This window comes from Mesorhizobium sp. IMUNJ 23232, from assembly GCF_044326205.1.
Lineage (GTDB): Bacteria > Pseudomonadota > Alphaproteobacteria > Rhizobiales > Rhizobiaceae > Kumtagia.
In genome coordinates this window covers 75,145-89,724 of sequence record NZ_JBIRCY010000020.1, presented here as the reverse complement: position 1 = coordinate 89,724, position 14,580 = coordinate 75,145, and the positions used below count along the sequence as shown (strand labels likewise).

Genomic DNA, 14,580 nt, shown 5'->3' with positions numbered 1-14,580 from the left:
GCTGCCGTAAGTACTTGGCCCCGCCACCCTGATTTCCGACCGTAGGGCACGCCGGTTTCCGGCTGCCTCGAATGATCCACAACCAGCAATCGAGAAAAAATTCATGACCGACATCTGGCTGCGCACAGGCGAAGCGACCGTGTTGGCGGCGGAAGGCCAGGCCACCGACGCCATGCCCGAAGTCGTGGTCGGCTCGATCCGGGGACCGGTCGGCCAGGCCTTCGCTTCCATGATGGGACAGGTCAAGGGCCACACCCGCATGTTCGTGGTGCGCGACCTCAACCAGGCGGTCAAGCCGCCGACGATGATGACCACCAAGGTCACCATCAAGAGCATGGCCTATGCCGAACTCCTCGGCGGCGTGGTGCAGGCTGCGATGGGCGACGCCATCGTCGATTGCCTCGCCGAAGACATCCTCCCGCGCGACCAGGTGGACGATCTTTGCATGATCATCACGGTCTGGCTCGATCCGCGCTGCGCGGAGGACGAGAATCTCGACCGCAAGGATCTCTACCGGACCAATTACGAAGCCACGAAGTTGGCAATCGCCCGCGCCATGAAGGGTGAGCCGACGGTCGAGGAACTGATCGCCAACCGCAAGACGGTGAAACACTACGCGCTGGACGGCGTGATCGATTATTGAGTTGAGCAGAAGCTGCGAGTGAACGTGGTGCCGTTAGCGCAATTTTTCAGCGCTTCCTGGCCTCATCGTAGACTTCGCCGCGCTCGCGCTTTCCGACCGCGACAACGGTAACTGTGACGGTCTCGTCGTGCACACGGTAGACGAGGCGATAGCCTGACTGGCGCAACTTGATCTTGTAGTGATCGGGCATTCCGTGGAGGGCCGAAGCCGGAATGCGCGGGTGTTCGAGACGCTCGCGAAGCTTCTTGACGAACTGCTGGCGTATCGTTGCTCCTAGCTTGTCCCATTCCTTCCGCGCGGAGGGGAGAAACTCCAGCCTATAGGGCATCGATATCGACCGGCACGCCTTTCTCGCCGGCACGCGCCTTGGCGATTTCCACAAGGGCAAGGTCGTCCAGGCGATCCAGCATGGACTCATAAGTTTCCGCTGGCACGATGTAGGCCATGACGCGGTTGTGATTGAGGATGGCAACAGCCTCGCCGTTCGCAGCCTCCATCACTGAGGATGGGCTCTTTTTCAAATCAGAGATGGATGCGCTAAGAGTGGCTTCAATGCGCTGCATGCGACAATCCTGTAAAGACCGTTAATATAATACCACATTAAATCCGAAATTAGGTGTGAAATTTCGTATCTTTTCGAGGTGGAAAAGGCAAGACGCCTTCGGTCTGAATCAATCACCTACTTCGGTTCGAACAGTTCCACGACGTTGCCCGAGGGGTCTTCGCAGAGTATCTGTTTGCCGCCCGGCCCATCCACGATGTCATTGCGAAACCGCACGCCCTGCTCCCGCAACGTGGCGCTGAATCGGGCAATATCCTCGACTTCCAGGACGAAGCGATTCCAGCCGCCCGGCTCCGGCGTGCGGCCATCCAGCATCGGCCTTGCGGCGGAGGCGGTCGGACCGGCGAGCCAAAGCGTAAGGCCGTCCCGCGTCAAGATCGCTATCGCGGGAAACTGCTGCTTCACCGCGAAACCCAGATGCTGCGTGTAGAAGGCGGCAGCCGCTTCGACATTGCTGACCAGATAGCGCACGGTAACCATAACATTCGCTCCTCGATCGTAACCGAACCGCGCCCAGATGCATTTGCCATGCCCTACGCGCTGGAAAGTGGCGCTCGGAGAGACTAGATCAAGTCCTTCGCAAAGCGAGACCCCAGAATGCCCACTCCGCTGACCCAAAAATTCGACATCCCCGAGAGCCGCCTGAAGGAGATCGTCGCCGATACGATCGCGGGCGCGGACGACGGCGAGCTTTTCCTTGAATACAGCGAAAGCGAAGCGCTGATGTTCGACAATGGCCGGCTGAAGACGGCCAATTTCAACACCGGCGAGGGATTCGGCCTGCGCGCGGTGGCGGGCGAAGCGACTGGCTATGCGCATTCGAGCGAGCTGTCGCACGCTGCCCTTCTGCGCGCCTCCGACGCCGTCTCGGCGGTCAAGGGCGGCTATTCCGGCACGCTGGCCGATGCGCCGCCGCGCACCAACCGGCATCTCTATGGTGAGGAGAACCCTACCGGCTCGCCCTCCTTCGAAGGCAAGGCGAAGCTGCTGCAGGAGATCGACGCCTGGCTGCGCGCCGAGGATCCGCGCGTCCGCCAGGTGACGGCTTCACTCGTCTCGTCCTGGCAGCAGATCGAGATCGTGCGCGCCGACGGGCAGATGGTGCGCGACATCAGGCCGCTGGTGCGCATGAACGTCTCGGTCGTGGTCGGAGACGGCGACCGCCAGGAATCCGGCTCCTACGGCATGGGTGGCCGGAAAGGATTTGGCGAGTTCCTGGTCGAGGATTCCTGGAAGCACGCCGCCAAGGAGGCGCTGCGCCAGGCACTGGTCAATCTGGAGGCGGTCCCCGCGCCGGCCGGAACCTTCGACATCGTGCTGTCCTCCGGCTGGCCGGGCGTCATGCTGCACGAGGCGGTGGGCCACGGGCTGGAAGGCGATTTCAACCGCAAGAAGACTTCTGCTTTCGCCGGCCTGATGGGCCAGCAAGTGGCGGCCAAGGGCGTCACCGTCGTCGACGACGGCACGATTTCCGAACGGCGCGGCTCGCTGACCGTCGATGACGAGGGCACGCCGACCAACCGCACGGTGCTGATCGAGGACGGAAAACTGGTCGGCTACATGCAGGACCGGCAGAATGCCCGGCTGATGGGCATGGCCGCCACCGGAAACGGCAGGCGCGAGAGCTACGCCCACCAGCCGATGCCGCGCATGACCAACACCTATATGACCGCAGGCGACCATACGCCGGAAGAAATCATCGCCTCGGTGAAGAACGGCGTCTACGCCGTCTCCTTCGGCGGCGGACAGGTCGACATCACCAGCGGCAAATTCGTGTTCGGCTGCACCGAGGCCTACATGATCGAGGACGGCAAGGTGACGCGGCCGATCAAGGGCGCCATGCTGATCGGCAACGGGCCGGACGCCATGCACCGGGTGTCGATGGTCGGCAACGACATGAAGCTCGACACCGGCATCGGCATGTGCGGCAAGGCCGGTCAGGGCGTGCCGGTCGGCGTCGGCCAGCCGCATCTCAGGATGAACCAGATGACGCTGGGCGGGACGCGGGTTTAGGCGATCCGACCGGCTAAGCGAATATCCCATTGCGCACGGCGAGGAGATAGGCAAGCACAGTTTCCAGCTTGCCTTGACGCACGAGGTCCCGCGCAGTCTTTCCGTTCCAGCCGGGTATCGGCTGGTTCCTGAACCAGAGTGCCGCAGCTTCCTCGCTGCCCGCCATCTCCGCTGCCAATCCAGGATTTGCTTTTCTTTGTCGACCATCGTGGCGCTGTCCCGATGTGCAGCCGAAGAATAGACGGAAGTGCGCGGGATCGAAAGGTGCCCATCATCGTCTTCGCCTCGGCTTCTCCAGCAGCGCCACCGCCTCCACATGCGGGGACCACAAAAACTGATCGACCGGCGTGACTGATTTCAGCGCATAGCCGCCGTCGATCAGAATACGCAGGTCTCGGGCAAGCGTCGCCGGATTGCATGAGACCGCGACGACGTAGGGCACGTCGGACCGGGCGATCTGCTTCGACTGGTCCTCGGCGCCGGCGCGCGGCGGATCGAACAGCACGCCGTCATAGGCGTTCAACTCCTTGAAGGTCAGCGGCCGGCGGAACAGATCGCGCTTCTCCACCGTCACGCGGCGCAAGCCGGGCGTCGAGCGAAAGCCGCGATCCAGCGCCACAAGGGCGGCTGCGTCGCCCTCGACCGCGTGGACATCGGCGGTTTTCGCCAGCCGCAGCGCGAAAGCTCCGGCGCCGGCAAACAGGTCCGCGACCTTCTTCGCACGCTTCAGATGCGCGACGGCCATGCCGGCCATCGCCTCCTCGGCCGCCTCGATCGCCTGCAGAAAGCCGCCGGGCGGCGGAGCAACGGTCGCCGTCCCGAATTGCACCGCCGGTTTCCTGGGCTCGATGACGACCTCGCCATCGACCGACAGCCGTGCGAGCTTTTCGCGGATCGCAAAATCCGCCGCCTGCCGCCGCGTCGCCTCGGAGATCGGCCCGGCGCCGTCGATGGCGATATCGAGCCCCGACGCGGTGTGCGTCGCCATGACATGGAATGGGTCGCGCGTGCTCGCGACGAACGCCGCGAGCGAGCGCAACATGCTGAGCGAAGATTCGATCTCCGGCAAGATGATCGGGCATTCCTCGATGTCGATGATCGTGTGCGAGGCCGCGCGATTGTAGCCGAGAACCGCCCCTTTCTCCGTGCGCCGGGCCGAAAAGACGGTTCGCCGGCGCGAGCGCGGCTCGGCTGGCACGATGTCGGCGACCGGGACATCGATACCGCGCGAAGCCAGCGCCTGGACCACCTTGTCGCGCTTCCAGGCGCGATAGGGTGCCGGCGCCAGATGCTGGATCGCGCAGCCGCCGCAATCGGTGAAATGCCGGCACGCCGGCTCTACCCGGTCCGGCGAGGCCTCCAGCAAGGCCATCAGCGCGCCCTTGCTGCCCTCGACCGCCGCATTGATACGCTCGCCCGGTAGCGCGAACGGCACATAAATCGGCCCTTGCGCGGTGTCGACCACGCCGTCTCCCTGCCCGCCGAGGCGGTTGATCACGAGGTTCGTCATGGCCTGTCCTTGATCGCGCCGAGCAGGAGTTCGCGGTTGCCGTCGCCGCCGGCTATGGGGGAGTCGTAAAGGCCGAGCACCCGCCATCCCGGCACGCCGTCCAGCCATGCCGCAATCGTCCCGGCGACCCGCGGGCCATCTTCGGGATTCCTGAGGATGCCCCCCTTGCCGATCGCCTCGCGGCCAGCCTCGAATTGCGGCTTGACCAGGAACAGTCCTTTCGCGCCGGGCGCAGCCAGCGAAAGCGCCGGCGGCAAGGCAAGTTTCAACGAAATGAAACTCACGTCGCAGACCAGGAAATCCGGCGCCTCCCCGTCAATATCATCTGCAGTCAACCCACGAGCATTGAGCCCTTCGCGGATTTTCACGCGAGGATCGGCGCGCAAGGACGCGTCGATCTGGCCATGGCCGACATCGATCGCAAAGACCGTCCTGACTCCTCGTTGCAGCAGCACCTGCGTGAAACCGCCGGTGGAAGCGCCGATGTCGAGCGCCACCGCTCCCGCCGGGTCGAAACCGAAATGCTCAAGCCCGGCGACAAGCTTCAGCGCCGCCCGGGACACATAGGCGCTGGCCGGGTCGTCGACCTCGATCCGTGCACCTTCGGCAACGATTGCACCGGGCTTCCTCGCGACGAGGCCCGCGACCTTCACGGTCGCCCGCTCGACCGCATCCCTGGCGCGCGACCGGCTGGGGAAAAGGCCACGCCGGACGAGCAACTCGTCCAGCCGCATTTTCGTGTCCATCGTCTTTTCTGCCATCATCCCGTTCCCTTGCCGAATGCTGGTGGCGAAGACAAGCCAGCCTTTCTGACCTTCGCTATGGCTCCCTGCCCTTCGGGCGTTCAATGCCTTTGAAAGGTCCACTGGACCTTTCAATTCGCCCGATGGGCGAACCGGCATTTCACCGTTCGTTGTTAGAAGAGCCGAAGCATCGGCTTTTCTTGGCCTCCAGCCAACACTCCTCACCGCCACGCTGCGGAAATCCGCCCTGGCCATTTCAAAGAACGCTCCCTTTTTGGGGAGTAGTCGGGAAGCGGGGCGCGAGGCCGAGCCTCTCAAAATAACAATACGTGGCGCGACTTTTGCGCCCCGCCGGCGTGCTTGCCCGACCGCTGATACCGCCCCGGCTCAATCCGAGGCTTGTCGTCGCGATCTGGGGCCCGGGTCTCAAGGCTCCCGCCAAGCCGCGCACCGTTACGCAGCCACCCCGGCGCCGACGCTCTCCCCTGATACCCGGTGCGCACCAGGTTTCCCGCGAGAGCGATAGGGCAAAGCATAAAGCAGGGGGAAGAAGTGGGGATGGAAAACGAGCAGAAAAATTTCTGGCACCAATGATATCAAAGGCTTGCAAGAAATTTACAAAAAAACCGTCGATTCCCATCCCCTTTTTTCAGAACTTAAGGCGCAAAATTCCCGCCGCGGCGCCAAAAACATCGCGAATGGGGTTTGCAGTTGGACATTGTCAGATTCACCAATCCGACCTGTCCGATCGCCAACGGAGCACTCCAATCTTTCCGCGAGAAAAGAAAAGCCGTCCCCCGCATCGGGTTGCGACTTGTTTCAGAACTTGATGACGCGTGAAACCGCCCTCGACATTTCCTCGCGCTCTTCCGCCTTCGGCACCGAATCGTCGGAGAACATCTGGATCGATCCGGTCGAACCGGTCTGCGCCCGGTGATCGGAGGGCACGATCTGCCACGACGCCGTACGGTCCTGGACGTTCGGCGCGGACGGTTCCTGCGACACGACGAAGGCCGGATTCTGGTCGTAGCGAAAACCCGGCCGGATATCGCCGATCTTTCCGGCTATCACCTGCATCGCAGCCTGCTCAAGCTTCGCGTCGTATTTCGGCTGCGCGATAGCCGCCGCCGTCAGCGCCGGCATGATCGCCGCGCCGAAAAGGATGGTCCTGCACGCCATAGTTGCCCTCTCGCCGGGCGGCACTATCGGCGAAGCGCGTGAACAAGCGGCCAAAAAACACGGTAATCAAAAGACAAATCGGCGTCGCGTTGGTTAACGCTTCGTGGCTGACCTGAGCGGGGTCTAGGCCGAAGCCGATTGCGCCGGCCGGCCCAGCGCCTGGAAAACCGCCCCGACAATGCCGGCACTGTCCAGCCCGGCATCGGCATACATTTTTTCCGGCTTGGCATGCTCGACAAAAACATCCGGCAGGATAAGCGGCCGTATCTTGAGGCCTTGGTCCAGCAGACCTTCCCGCGCCAGGAAATGCAGAATTTGGGTAGCGAAGCCGCCGATCGCGTTCTCCTCGACGGTGATCAGCACTTCGTGCCCGGTCGCCAGGCGGCGCACAAGATCCTCGTCGAGCGGTTTGGCGAACCGCGCGTCGGCCACCGTCGTCGAAAGGCCCAATGCGCCCAGTTCCTCGGCAGCGAGCAGGCAATCCTGCAGCCTCGTGCCGAAGGACAATAGGGCCACCTTGGTGCCTTCGCGAAGAATACGGCCCTTACCGATTTCCAGAACGCTGCCACGCTCCGGCATGTCGACGCCGACCCCGTTGCCGCGCGGATAGCGGAAGGCGATCGGGCCTTCGTCATAGGCGGCCGCGGTGCGGACCATGTGGCGCAGTTCGGCCTCGTCTGCCGCCGCCATGACGACGAAACCGGGCAGGCTGGCGAGATAGGTCGTGTCGAAGGCGCCGCAATGCGTCGGGCCGTCGGCGCCGACGAAGCCGGCGCGGTCGATGGGAAACCGCACCGGCAACTTCTGGATCGCCACATCATGCACGACCTGGTCGTAGGCGCGCTGCAGGAAGGTGGAATAAATCGTGGCGAAGGGTTTCAGCCCCTCGGAGGCAAGACCGGCAGCGAAGGTGACCGCGTGCTGCTCGGCAATGCCGACATCGAAAGTACGCGACGGAAAGACCTCGCCGAAGAAATCGAGGCCGGTGCCGGACGGCATCGCCGCGGTGATCGCCACGATCCTGTCGTCCTCTCGGGCCTCCTGGATGAGGCTGTCGGCGAAGACTTTCGTGTAACTCGGTGCATTCGCTGGCGCTTTCGCCTGCGCGCCGGTGATCACGTCGAACTTGTTGACGCCGTGATATTTGTCGCTGGCCGCCTCGGCAGGTCCGTAGCCTTTGCCCTTCTGCGTGACGACGTGGATCAACACCGGCCCGTCGCCATTGTCTCGGACGTTCTTCAGCACCGGGACCAGATGATCGAGGTTGTGCCCGTCGATCGGACCGATGTGGTAGAAACCAAGTTCCTCGAACATCGTACCGCCGGTGACGTAGCCGCGGGCATGCTCGACGGCGCGGGTGACGGCGCGGTCGACGCGCTTGCCGAGATAGGACGTCAGTTTCTTGCCGAAATCGCGGAAACCCATATAGGTGCGGCCGGAGGCCAGCCGCGCCAGATAGGCGCTCATGGCACCGGTTGGCGGGGCGATCGACATGTCGTTGTCGTTGAGTATGACGATCAGCCGCGCGTTCAGCGCGCCGGCATTGTTCATCGCTTCATAGGCCATGCCAGCCGACATGGCGCCATCGCCGATCACGGCAATCACATTGTTGCGCCCACCCTTCAGGTCGCGCGCCACCGCCATGCCGAGGCCGGCGGAAATCGAGGTCGAGGAATGCGCCGCGCCGAAGGGATCGTATTCGCTCTCGGCGCGCCGGGTGAAGCCGGACAGGCCGTGTTCGGTGCGCAGCGTGCGGATGCGGTCGCGGCGGCCGGTCAAAATCTTGTGCGGATAGGCCTGGTGGCCGACGTCCCAGATCACACGGTCGGCAGGCGTGTCGAAGACGTAGTGGAGCGCGACCGTCAGCTCGACGACGCCGAGACCCGCGCCCAGATGCCCGCCGGTGATCGAGACGGCGTCGATCAGTTCGGCGCGAAGCTCATCCGCCAGTAGCGGCAGGTCGCTTTCCGGCAGGGCGCGCAGGTCCGAGGGTAGGCGAACCCTGTCGAGAAGCGGGGTTTTGGGCGGTTGGTTCAATTGCTTTACGCCTGCGACCAGGTTTTGGCCTGGATATCGTCGGTGTTCAGGTCGGACGGACCCTCGGTCTCAATTATCCTGATCGGAGATAATGACTAAAGCGTGCCCTGTAAATGCGAAGGGTTGACGCGCCCTACCCTTCGGGCAGCGGGATGAACTCTTCCGCGTCGCCCGGCACGATGTCGAAACGGCCGGTCTTCCATTCATTCTTGGCCTGCTCGATGCGTTCCTTGGAGGATGAGACAAAATTCCACCAGATGTGGCGCGGCGAACCGAGTGAAGCGCCGCCGAACAGCATGAAATGCGCGCCGCGCTCCGACGACACGACGATCTCGTCGCCGGGACGGAAGACAAGCAGGCGGTCGGATGGAAAGCGGTCGCCGGAAATGTCGACCTCGCCCTCGAGCACATAGATGGCGCGCTCCTCGGCCTCGGCAGGGACAGCGACGCTGGCGCCGGCGGCGAGCGAGATGTCGGCGTAAAGCGTGTCGCTTGCCGTGCGCACGGGGGATTTCAGGCCGGAAAAACCGCCGATGACAACGCGGCCGGAAACGCCGGCATCGTCGAAGACGGGCAGGACGGCGCGGCCGGTGTTTTCGAATGACGGCGCCGTTTCCTCCTTGTCCTCGGGTAGCGCGATCCAGGTCTGCAGGCCGGACATCGACATAGGCGCGCCGCGAAGCTCCTCCGGCGTGCGCTCGGAATGGACGATGCCGCGGCCGGCCGTCATCAGGTTCACGTCGCCGGGCTCGATCACCATCTCGGTGCCGAGCGAGTCGCGGTGCCTGATCTTGCCGTCGAAAAGGTAGGTGACGGTGGCCAGCCCGATATGCGGATGCGGGCGCACGTCCATCGCCTGGTCCGAGCGCAGGATGGCTGGCCCCATGCGGTCGAAGAAGATGAACGGGCCGACCAGCCGGCGTTTTGCCGTCGGCAGGGCGCGCCGGACCTCGAAGCCGCCGAGATCCTTGGCGTTGGGGATGACCATCAGTTCGATCGCGTCGCAGGCGAAGGCATCGCCTGGCTGGGGGTCGTTTCCGGGGAAAAAGCTCATGGGGCACCTGTTCGTCTCGGCTTTCGCGATCCTCCCTTCTAGCGTATTCTGACGGTCATGAACGAACTTTTGAGGAAAGCCGTCGAGGCGGTACGGCGCCTGCCTGATGCTGATCAGGAGGAAGTCGCGCGCATGATGCTCGCGATCGCCGAGAGCGATGCTGCCGAGGATATCGATGTCGCGCATCTGCCGGACGTGCTGGAAGGACTCGCGCAGATGCGCCGCGGTGAATTCGCCACAGAAGCGGAGGTCGAGGCCACCTTCCGCCGGTTCGGCGCATGAAGCTGCGGCTGACACGCCGCGCCAACGACAATCTCACAAGCAGCGCCGACTAGTTGAAAGCGCGCAGCCCGCAAGCGGCGCGACGCGTCCGGGCAAGTATTTTTGCGTCTTTTCAGTTGCTTACAGCATTCCCCTTCGCTGGTCGCCGACAATCCACGGAGGGCGTGCGGAAACTGGTGACGACCCAATATGCCTATTTGATCTACTACGCCGTGGACGAAGCGGACGATACGGTCGTTGTGCTGAGCGTCAAGCACCCGGCACAGGAGCGCGAATACGAAGACGAATAGAGAATTCCGATAGGCCTGCAATCGCTATAGGATGGGTGCGGGTCGTTTCCCGAAAGAAGCTTATTCGAAAACGATCTCCGGCTGTTTGGCGAAACGGTGAGCCGATCTGGCGCGCGCCTTTACAGTCTCTTCCTCGCGGTCTTTCGGCGGCTGGGTGGTCTCGAGCGACACGAGCAGTTCCTTCGCGGCGGCGGCAATCCGTTCGACCGCGAGGTTGAAAACGTCCTCGTTGCGCTTCGACGGCTTGTTCGCCCCGCTCAGTTTTCGGACAAATTGCAGTGCGGCGTCATGGATCTCTTCGTCGGTCGCCGGCGGATCGAAATTGAACAGCGTCTTGATGTTGCGGCACATGGCTCGATCCTTTCGAGGCAATCCCAATGTAGTGGACGTGCCGGCACTGTTCAAACCGACCTGAGCTTCGCTACCAAGAGATCACCGTATCGCTGTAGGCCGCAACCTGACGGTCCGCGGAAATCAGCCGCATAGGCTCGCTGAGTGCTTGGGCTATGAGTAGCCGGTCGAACGGATCGCCATGCAGCAGAGGCAGATCGTCCACGGCACTTGCGTGCGCTTCCTTCACGACCAACATCTCGCAACCGGACGCGACGGCCAACCGCAATAGTTCGCGACCCGGAAATGGCGGGCTGGACGGCTTGTGCAGCGCAAACTTGATGGAGGTTTCCCAAATAGAAATTGCGGAAACGAACACCCTATTGGCCTCGTCGACAAGCAGGCTGGTTATTTTGTCAGGCAGGCGCTCGGGTGAAGAAACCAGCCAGATCGCAACATGCGTGTCAACGAGAAGGTTCAACTTCGGACCCGTCAAACATGGCGGCAATTGTATCGTCGGTGGAGTTGAATTCCTCAAGCGATATGGAACGGTACTTTCCGGCGGCCAGACCCAACCTCACACCACCTTTGCGGCTCCCTTCAATCGGCAGAAGCTTCGCTGCTGGCTTGCCGTTGCGGGCAATCACGATCTCGTCCTCTTCGCCGGATGCAACAGCCTCCACCAGCCGCGAGAGCGAGGATTTGGCTTCATGCATGTTCACGACAGGCATTGTCACCTCCTTAGCTAAGTCGGGCTAATGTAGTGACTGTACAGGAAGAGAGCAATCCAAAACGACGCCTTGATTCCCTTGCGCGTCACTCCCCATCCAGCGGCTCCACGCCCACCGGCTTGCCCTCGCGGGAAAGGCGAATCTTTTCAACCTTGTCCTCGGCGGACTTCAACAAACGGTCGCAGTGGGATTTCAGCGCCTCGCCGCGCTCGTAGATACGGATCGACTGGTCGAGCGGCACGTCGCCGCGCTCCAGATCGTCGACGATCTTTTCCAGCGCGTCGAGCGCCTGCTCGAAGCTCATGGCCTTGATGTCGGCGTTCGGTTCCTCGGCCATTCTCATCCTCTCATCATGCGGCTGACATGGGCGGCGACGGAGGAGGATAGGCCTTCCAGGTCGTAACCGCCTTCCAGCAGGCTAACCAGGCGGTTGCCGGCGCTCTTTCCGGCGCGGTCGAGCAACTGGCCAGTCGCCCAGTCGAAGTCTTCTTCGGTAAGATAGATCTCCGCCAGTGGGTCGCGGTGGTGGGCGTCGAATCCGGCCGAAATGATGATCAGGTCCGGCGCAAAATTGTCGAGCGCCGGCAGCACGCGGGCGCGGAACGCCTCGCGGAAAAGGTCACTTCCGGTGCGCGGCGACAGCGGCGCATTGACGATGTTGCCCACGCCGGTCTCGTCCCTGGCGCCGGTGCCGGGATAGAGGGGCATCTGGTGCGTCGAGCAGTAGAGGACGCTGGGATCGTCCCAAAAGATGTCCTGCGTGCCGTTGCCGTGGTGCACGTCCCAGTCGACAATGGCGACGCGCTCGGCGCCATGTTTTTTCTGCGCATGGCGGGCGGCGATGGCCGCCGTGTTGAACAGGCAGAAACCCATCGCGGTGGTTTTTTCCGCGTGATGGCCAGGCGGGCGGGCCGCGACGAAGACATTGTCAGCCTTGCCACCGAAAACGTCGTCGACGGCAGAGTTGGCCGCGCCGACGGCGCGGATCGCCGCCTCCCAGCTCTTCGGGCTGACGGAGGTGTCGGCATCGATCGAGCGGATGCCCGTCTCGGGGATCGCGGCGCGGATCTTGTCGACGTGGCGCTCGGGATGGGCGTAAGTCAGCGCCTGTTCGTCGGCCTCGGGCGCCTCGACACGGACCAGGTCGGCAAAGGCGTCTTCCTCCAGCACCCGCTCAATGGCGCGAAGCCGATCCGGCCGTTCGGGATGGCTGGGCGGCGTCAAATGTTCGAGGAAGACGGGATGTGTGTAGAGCTTGGTGGCCATGCACCCGATATAGGCGCGCGGGACGGGAAAGACCACGTCTTGCAACGATACCGGACGGCGGCATCAACAGATTCGCGCCGTCAGAGACATGCTATTCAAGCCGCGACGGAAAGCTTGGCGCGCGTAGGTCGGTGCCAAGTGCATCCTCCAGGAGGCGCGCGACGGCAGTCGATTGCGCCTGTCCGCCATAGGTCTCTCAGGCATGGCAAAAATCAGGCAGTGCCCGGCGCCCTGCCCCAGGCGGCTCCGCCGACCGAAGCGCCAGCCTTTTCCTTCAACTCGCGGAACTTTTTCGATGCGTCCGACAGGCGCCGGTCCCATTCCGGATCGGGTGCCTGGCCCTCGATGCGGCGGAAATAGACCTGCATCAGTGCGGCGATGCAGAAGGGCTCGATGAAGGCGGACGAGAAAGCCCAGGTGAAGATGATGGCCAACACGAAACCCCAGCCGGCAAGCTGGCCGGGCATGTAATAGAGAACCGCTGCGGCGGGGGCGAGGGTCGACAGGAAGACGACGATGGCGATGACCCACATGAAGATGGTCAGCCACAGCGCGTTCTTGATCATCGCCTTGCCATTCTGCGCATAGAGCACGACCGCCCGGCAGGCGGTGTCGAAGGGCTCCGTACTGTCCTGGCGGATGTTATAGCCGAGGATGATCTCGTCGACATAAGTCATCGACATGCGGATGACGGAGTTGACGAAACTTACCAGCGTGCTCAGGCCCGGTATGGGGATGAAGGCGGTTATACCGCCGATCAGGCCGGTGATCGCCAGGATCGCACCCTTGATCAACTGGTCGAGCACGAACAGCGTGTTCGCCTCGCCGAAATGGGCGGTGACCACCTGCCGGGCATAGGCTATCTGGCCCTGTCCGCCAGGCACCTCATGCCCGTCGATCAGATGCACCATGACGGCGATGTGGCCCGCCTTGACGATGTAGAGAATGTACTCTCGCGCCCAATAAAGCACCGCTGAAACCAACGTGAAGCCGGCGACGCCGCCCCAAAGGCCGAGGCCAAGCGGACCACCGGCGTCATCAAAGATGTGGCCGGCGCCATATCCAACGCCGGCGCCCGTCGCCGTCACGACGATGAAGGCCAGCGTGATGCCGAAATAGACGATCATGCGAAAGACGACGAACGGCCAGGTGCGCAGCACGATGCCGATGGTCCTGCCGATCTCGAAATCCCACATCTGGCGAATCGCCCCCAGCCAAGCGTTCGCCCGAACTATAGTCGAACGCGCCGCCCCTGCCACGGCAGCGGCTTCGCGCCGGAATCAACCGACCGTCAGGCTCCAGCGGGCTGAATGGACCGAGTTTCGGCAACTTTCGCCGGAACAAGAAAACCGTCAAGCATCGCCCGGAACGCCTTGACCGCCTTTTCCGACGTCGCCTCTGGATCGTCGGAATTGGCAATCCATTGCGCGGCGTAGAGGGAGGCGCCGCTGACCAGGCGTCCGGCCGCTTCCGGGTCGACATCGACGATAACGCCCTGTTCCTTGAGAAGCGTCAGGTTTTTTGTCATCGACGAGACGCACGCGTTGGCGTTCGGCCATCGCGACGGGTCGCCGAGCACCGCCGGCCCATCGCGCAGCACGATGCGTTGGATTTCAGGCTCCAGCGCCATCTCGATATAGGCGACGGTTTCGTCGACAAAACCCTGCCAGCGGTTGGGCGCGCTAGCGGAGATGGCGCAGAGCCGCGCGTTCATCTCGGCGTCGATCTCGGCGATCACCGCCTGCAGCAGTCCCTTCTTGTCGCCGAAATGATGGTAAAGCGCGCCGCGCGTCAGCCCGGCCTCGGCGGTGAAGTCATCCATCGAGGCCTCTGCATACCCCACAGTGCCGAAGGCACGGCGGGCTGCCTCGATCAGCTTGGCGCGGGTCTCGGCAATCATCTCCTTGCGCGGTCTGTGCATCGTCGTCTGGCCCTATTCA

20 protein-coding genes and 1 pseudogene are annotated in these 14,580 nt (G+C 63.0%); 4 read left to right on the top strand and 17 right to left on the bottom strand.

What is annotated here, in order from left to right; translation table 11 throughout:
* Window positions 1-103: 103 nt before the first annotated feature.
* The gene (gene fae / locus ACH196_RS16865) at window positions 104-643 is read left to right on the top strand and encodes a formaldehyde-activating enzyme (RefSeq protein WP_396648065.1); all 540 of its coding nucleotides are present in this window, start codon (window positions 104-106) and stop codon (window positions 641-643) included.
* Between the two features lie 46 nt (window positions 644-689).
* Here fae and ACH196_RS16860 read toward each other — a convergent pair whose 3' ends face one another.
* The 3 genes from ACH196_RS16860 to ACH196_RS16850 form a co-directional block, all read right to left on the bottom strand.
* Window positions 690-971: a type II toxin-antitoxin system RelE/ParE family toxin gene (locus ACH196_RS16860; protein WP_396648064.1), complete on the bottom strand. Its 282-nt coding sequence runs from the start codon at window positions 969-971 to the stop codon at window positions 690-692.
* Window positions 961-1,206, bottom strand: a complete 246-nt coding sequence (locus ACH196_RS16855) for a type II toxin-antitoxin system Phd/YefM family antitoxin (protein WP_396648063.1) — start codon at window positions 1,204-1,206, stop codon at window positions 961-963. The genes ACH196_RS16860 and ACH196_RS16855 overlap by 11 nt, the downstream gene beginning before the upstream one ends.
* 116 nt (window positions 1,207-1,322) lie before the next feature.
* Complete coding sequence (locus tag ACH196_RS16850; RefSeq protein ID WP_396648062.1) at window positions 1,323-1,685, bottom strand: VOC family protein; 363 nt, start codon at window positions 1,683-1,685, stop codon at window positions 1,323-1,325.
* A gap of 117 nt (window positions 1,686-1,802) precedes the next feature.
* On the opposite strand from ACH196_RS16850, the gene tldD reads away from it, so the two are divergent.
* Window positions 1,803-3,218, top strand: a complete 1,416-nt coding sequence (gene tldD, locus ACH196_RS16845) for a metalloprotease TldD (protein WP_396648061.1) — start codon at window positions 1,803-1,805, stop codon at window positions 3,216-3,218.
* A 13-nt stretch (window positions 3,219-3,231) separates the two neighbouring features.
* Here tldD and ACH196_RS16840 read toward each other — a convergent pair whose 3' ends face one another.
* The 6 genes from ACH196_RS16840 to ACH196_RS16815 all read right to left on the bottom strand — a co-directional run bounded on the left by ACH196_RS16840 (window position 3,232) and on the right by ACH196_RS16815 (window position 9,741).
* On the bottom strand, window positions 3,232-3,384 hold the full coding sequence (locus tag ACH196_RS16840) for an antitoxin Xre/MbcA/ParS toxin-binding domain-containing protein (protein ID WP_396648060.1): 153 nt from the start codon (window positions 3,382-3,384) through the stop codon (window positions 3,232-3,234).
* A gap of 105 nt (window positions 3,385-3,489) precedes the next feature.
* Window positions 3,490-4,728 carry a class I SAM-dependent RNA methyltransferase gene (locus tag ACH196_RS16835; RefSeq protein ID WP_396648059.1) on the bottom strand — a complete coding sequence of 413 codons (1,239 nt, stop codon included), beginning with the start codon at window positions 4,726-4,728 and terminating at the stop codon, window positions 3,490-3,492.
* Entirely contained in the window at window positions 4,725-5,492 is a 768-nt protein-coding gene (locus ACH196_RS16830) for a TlyA family RNA methyltransferase (protein WP_396648058.1), read from the bottom strand. Before ACH196_RS16830 ends, ACH196_RS16835 begins: the two co-directional genes overlap by 4 nt.
* Window positions 5,493-6,290: 798 nt before the next feature.
* Complete coding sequence (locus ACH196_RS16825) at window positions 6,291-6,650, bottom strand: hypothetical protein (RefSeq protein ID WP_396648057.1); 360 nt, start codon at window positions 6,648-6,650, stop codon at window positions 6,291-6,293.
* A gap of 123 nt (window positions 6,651-6,773) precedes the next feature.
* A complete protein-coding gene (gene dxs / locus ACH196_RS16820; protein ID WP_396648056.1) occupies window positions 6,774-8,687 on the bottom strand; it encodes a 1-deoxy-D-xylulose-5-phosphate synthase in 1,914 nt (637 codons plus the stop codon).
* A gap of 133 nt (window positions 8,688-8,820) precedes the next feature.
* On the bottom strand, window positions 8,821-9,741 hold the full coding sequence (locus ACH196_RS16815; RefSeq protein ID WP_396648055.1) for a pirin family protein: 921 nt from the start codon (window positions 9,739-9,741) through the stop codon (window positions 8,821-8,823).
* Window positions 9,742-9,873: 132 nt separating this feature from the next.
* Between ACH196_RS16815 and ACH196_RS16810 the strand changes: the two genes are divergently transcribed.
* Entirely contained in the window at window positions 9,874-10,023 is a 150-nt protein-coding gene (locus tag ACH196_RS16810) for a hypothetical protein (RefSeq protein ID WP_396648054.1), read from the top strand.
* A gap of 53 nt (window positions 10,024-10,076) precedes the next feature.
* Complete coding sequence (locus ACH196_RS16805) at window positions 10,077-10,313, top strand: type II toxin-antitoxin system RelE/ParE family toxin (protein WP_396648053.1); 237 nt, start codon at window positions 10,077-10,079, stop codon at window positions 10,311-10,313.
* Between the two features lie 60 nt (window positions 10,314-10,373).
* Here ACH196_RS16805 and ACH196_RS16800 read toward each other — a convergent pair whose 3' ends face one another.
* The 8 genes and pseudogenes from ACH196_RS16800 to ACH196_RS16765 form a co-directional block, all read right to left on the bottom strand.
* Complete coding sequence (locus ACH196_RS16800) at window positions 10,374-10,664, bottom strand: DUF2277 domain-containing protein (protein WP_396648052.1); 291 nt, start codon at window positions 10,662-10,664, stop codon at window positions 10,374-10,376.
* Window positions 10,665-10,734: 70 nt separating this feature from the next.
* Entirely contained in the window at window positions 10,735-11,124 is a 390-nt protein-coding gene (locus tag ACH196_RS16795) for a type II toxin-antitoxin system VapC family toxin (protein WP_396648051.1), read from the bottom strand.
* Complete coding sequence (locus tag ACH196_RS16790) at window positions 11,108-11,374, bottom strand: type II toxin-antitoxin system Phd/YefM family antitoxin (protein WP_396648050.1); 267 nt, start codon at window positions 11,372-11,374, stop codon at window positions 11,108-11,110. The genes ACH196_RS16795 and ACH196_RS16790 overlap by 17 nt, the downstream gene beginning before the upstream one ends.
* 85 nt (window positions 11,375-11,459) lie before the next feature.
* Entirely contained in the window at window positions 11,460-11,711 is a 252-nt protein-coding gene (locus ACH196_RS16785) for an exodeoxyribonuclease VII small subunit (RefSeq protein WP_308058327.1), read from the bottom strand.
* A gap of 2 nt (window positions 11,712-11,713) precedes the next feature.
* Window positions 11,714-12,640: a histone deacetylase family protein gene (locus ACH196_RS16780; RefSeq protein ID WP_396648097.1), complete on the bottom strand. Its 927-nt coding sequence runs from the start codon at window positions 12,638-12,640 to the stop codon at window positions 11,714-11,716.
* 91 nt (window positions 12,641-12,731) lie between these two features.
* A pseudogene (locus ACH196_RS16775) lies at window positions 12,732-12,830 on the bottom strand (NAD(P)-dependent oxidoreductase); the annotation flags it as partial.
* A 22-nt stretch (window positions 12,831-12,852) separates the two neighbouring features.
* A complete protein-coding gene (locus ACH196_RS16770) occupies window positions 12,853-13,836 on the bottom strand; it encodes a hypothetical protein (RefSeq protein WP_396648049.1) in 984 nt (327 codons plus the stop codon).
* Window positions 13,837-13,931: 95 nt separating this feature from the next.
* A complete protein-coding gene (locus ACH196_RS16765) occupies window positions 13,932-14,561 on the bottom strand; it encodes a TetR/AcrR family transcriptional regulator (protein ID WP_396648048.1) in 630 nt (209 codons plus the stop codon).
* Between the last annotated feature and the right edge of the window lie 19 nt (window positions 14,562-14,580).

What these genes read in the sequence shown, in the direction of transcription:
- fae (WP_396648065.1), top strand. Translation starts at nt 104, where the DNA reads ATGACCGACATCTGGCTGCGCACAGGCGAAGCGACCGTGTTGGCGGCG.
- ACH196_RS16800 (WP_396648052.1), bottom strand. Translation starts at nt 10,664, where the DNA reads ATGTGCCGCAACATCAAGACGCTGTTCAATTTCGATCCGCCGGCGACC.
- ACH196_RS16830 (WP_396648058.1), bottom strand. Translation starts at nt 5,492, where the DNA reads ATGATGGCAGAAAAGACGATGGACACGAAAATGCGGCTGGACGAGTTG.
- ACH196_RS16860 (WP_396648064.1), bottom strand. Translation starts at nt 971, where the DNA reads ATGCCCTATAGGCTGGAGTTTCTCCCCTCCGCGCGGAAGGAATGGGAC.
- ACH196_RS16840 (WP_396648060.1), bottom strand. Translation starts at nt 3,384, where the DNA reads ATGGCGGGCAGCGAGGAAGCTGCGGCACTCTGGTTCAGGAACCAGCCG.
- ACH196_RS16780 (WP_396648097.1), bottom strand. Translation starts at nt 12,640, where the DNA reads ATGGCCACCAAGCTCTACACACATCCCGTCTTCCTCGAACATTTGACG.
- ACH196_RS16815 (WP_396648055.1), bottom strand. Translation starts at nt 9,741, where the DNA reads ATGAGCTTTTTCCCCGGAAACGACCCCCAGCCAGGCGATGCCTTCGCC.
- ACH196_RS16825 (WP_396648057.1), bottom strand. Translation starts at nt 6,650, where the DNA reads ATGGCGTGCAGGACCATCCTTTTCGGCGCGGCGATCATGCCGGCGCTG.
- ACH196_RS16810 (WP_396648054.1), top strand. Translation starts at nt 9,874, where the DNA reads ATGATGCTCGCGATCGCCGAGAGCGATGCTGCCGAGGATATCGATGTC.
- ACH196_RS16785 (WP_308058327.1), bottom strand. Translation starts at nt 11,711, where the DNA reads ATGGCCGAGGAACCGAACGCCGACATCAAGGCCATGAGCTTCGAGCAG.
- ACH196_RS16850 (WP_396648062.1), bottom strand. Translation starts at nt 1,685, where the DNA reads ATGGTTACCGTGCGCTATCTGGTCAGCAATGTCGAAGCGGCTGCCGCC.
- ACH196_RS16770 (WP_396648049.1), bottom strand. Translation starts at nt 13,836, where the DNA reads ATGTGGGATTTCGAGATCGGCAGGACCATCGGCATCGTGCTGCGCACC.
- ACH196_RS16835 (WP_396648059.1), bottom strand. Translation starts at nt 4,728, where the DNA reads ATGACGAACCTCGTGATCAACCGCCTCGGCGGGCAGGGAGACGGCGTG.
- ACH196_RS16855 (WP_396648063.1), bottom strand. Translation starts at nt 1,206, where the DNA reads ATGCAGCGCATTGAAGCCACTCTTAGCGCATCCATCTCTGATTTGAAA.
- ACH196_RS16790 (WP_396648050.1), bottom strand. Translation starts at nt 11,374, where the DNA reads ATGCCTGTCGTGAACATGCATGAAGCCAAATCCTCGCTCTCGCGGCTG.
- tldD (WP_396648061.1), top strand. Translation starts at nt 1,803, where the DNA reads ATGCCCACTCCGCTGACCCAAAAATTCGACATCCCCGAGAGCCGCCTG.
- ACH196_RS16765 (WP_396648048.1), bottom strand. Translation starts at nt 14,561, where the DNA reads ATGCACAGACCGCGCAAGGAGATGATTGCCGAGACCCGCGCCAAGCTG.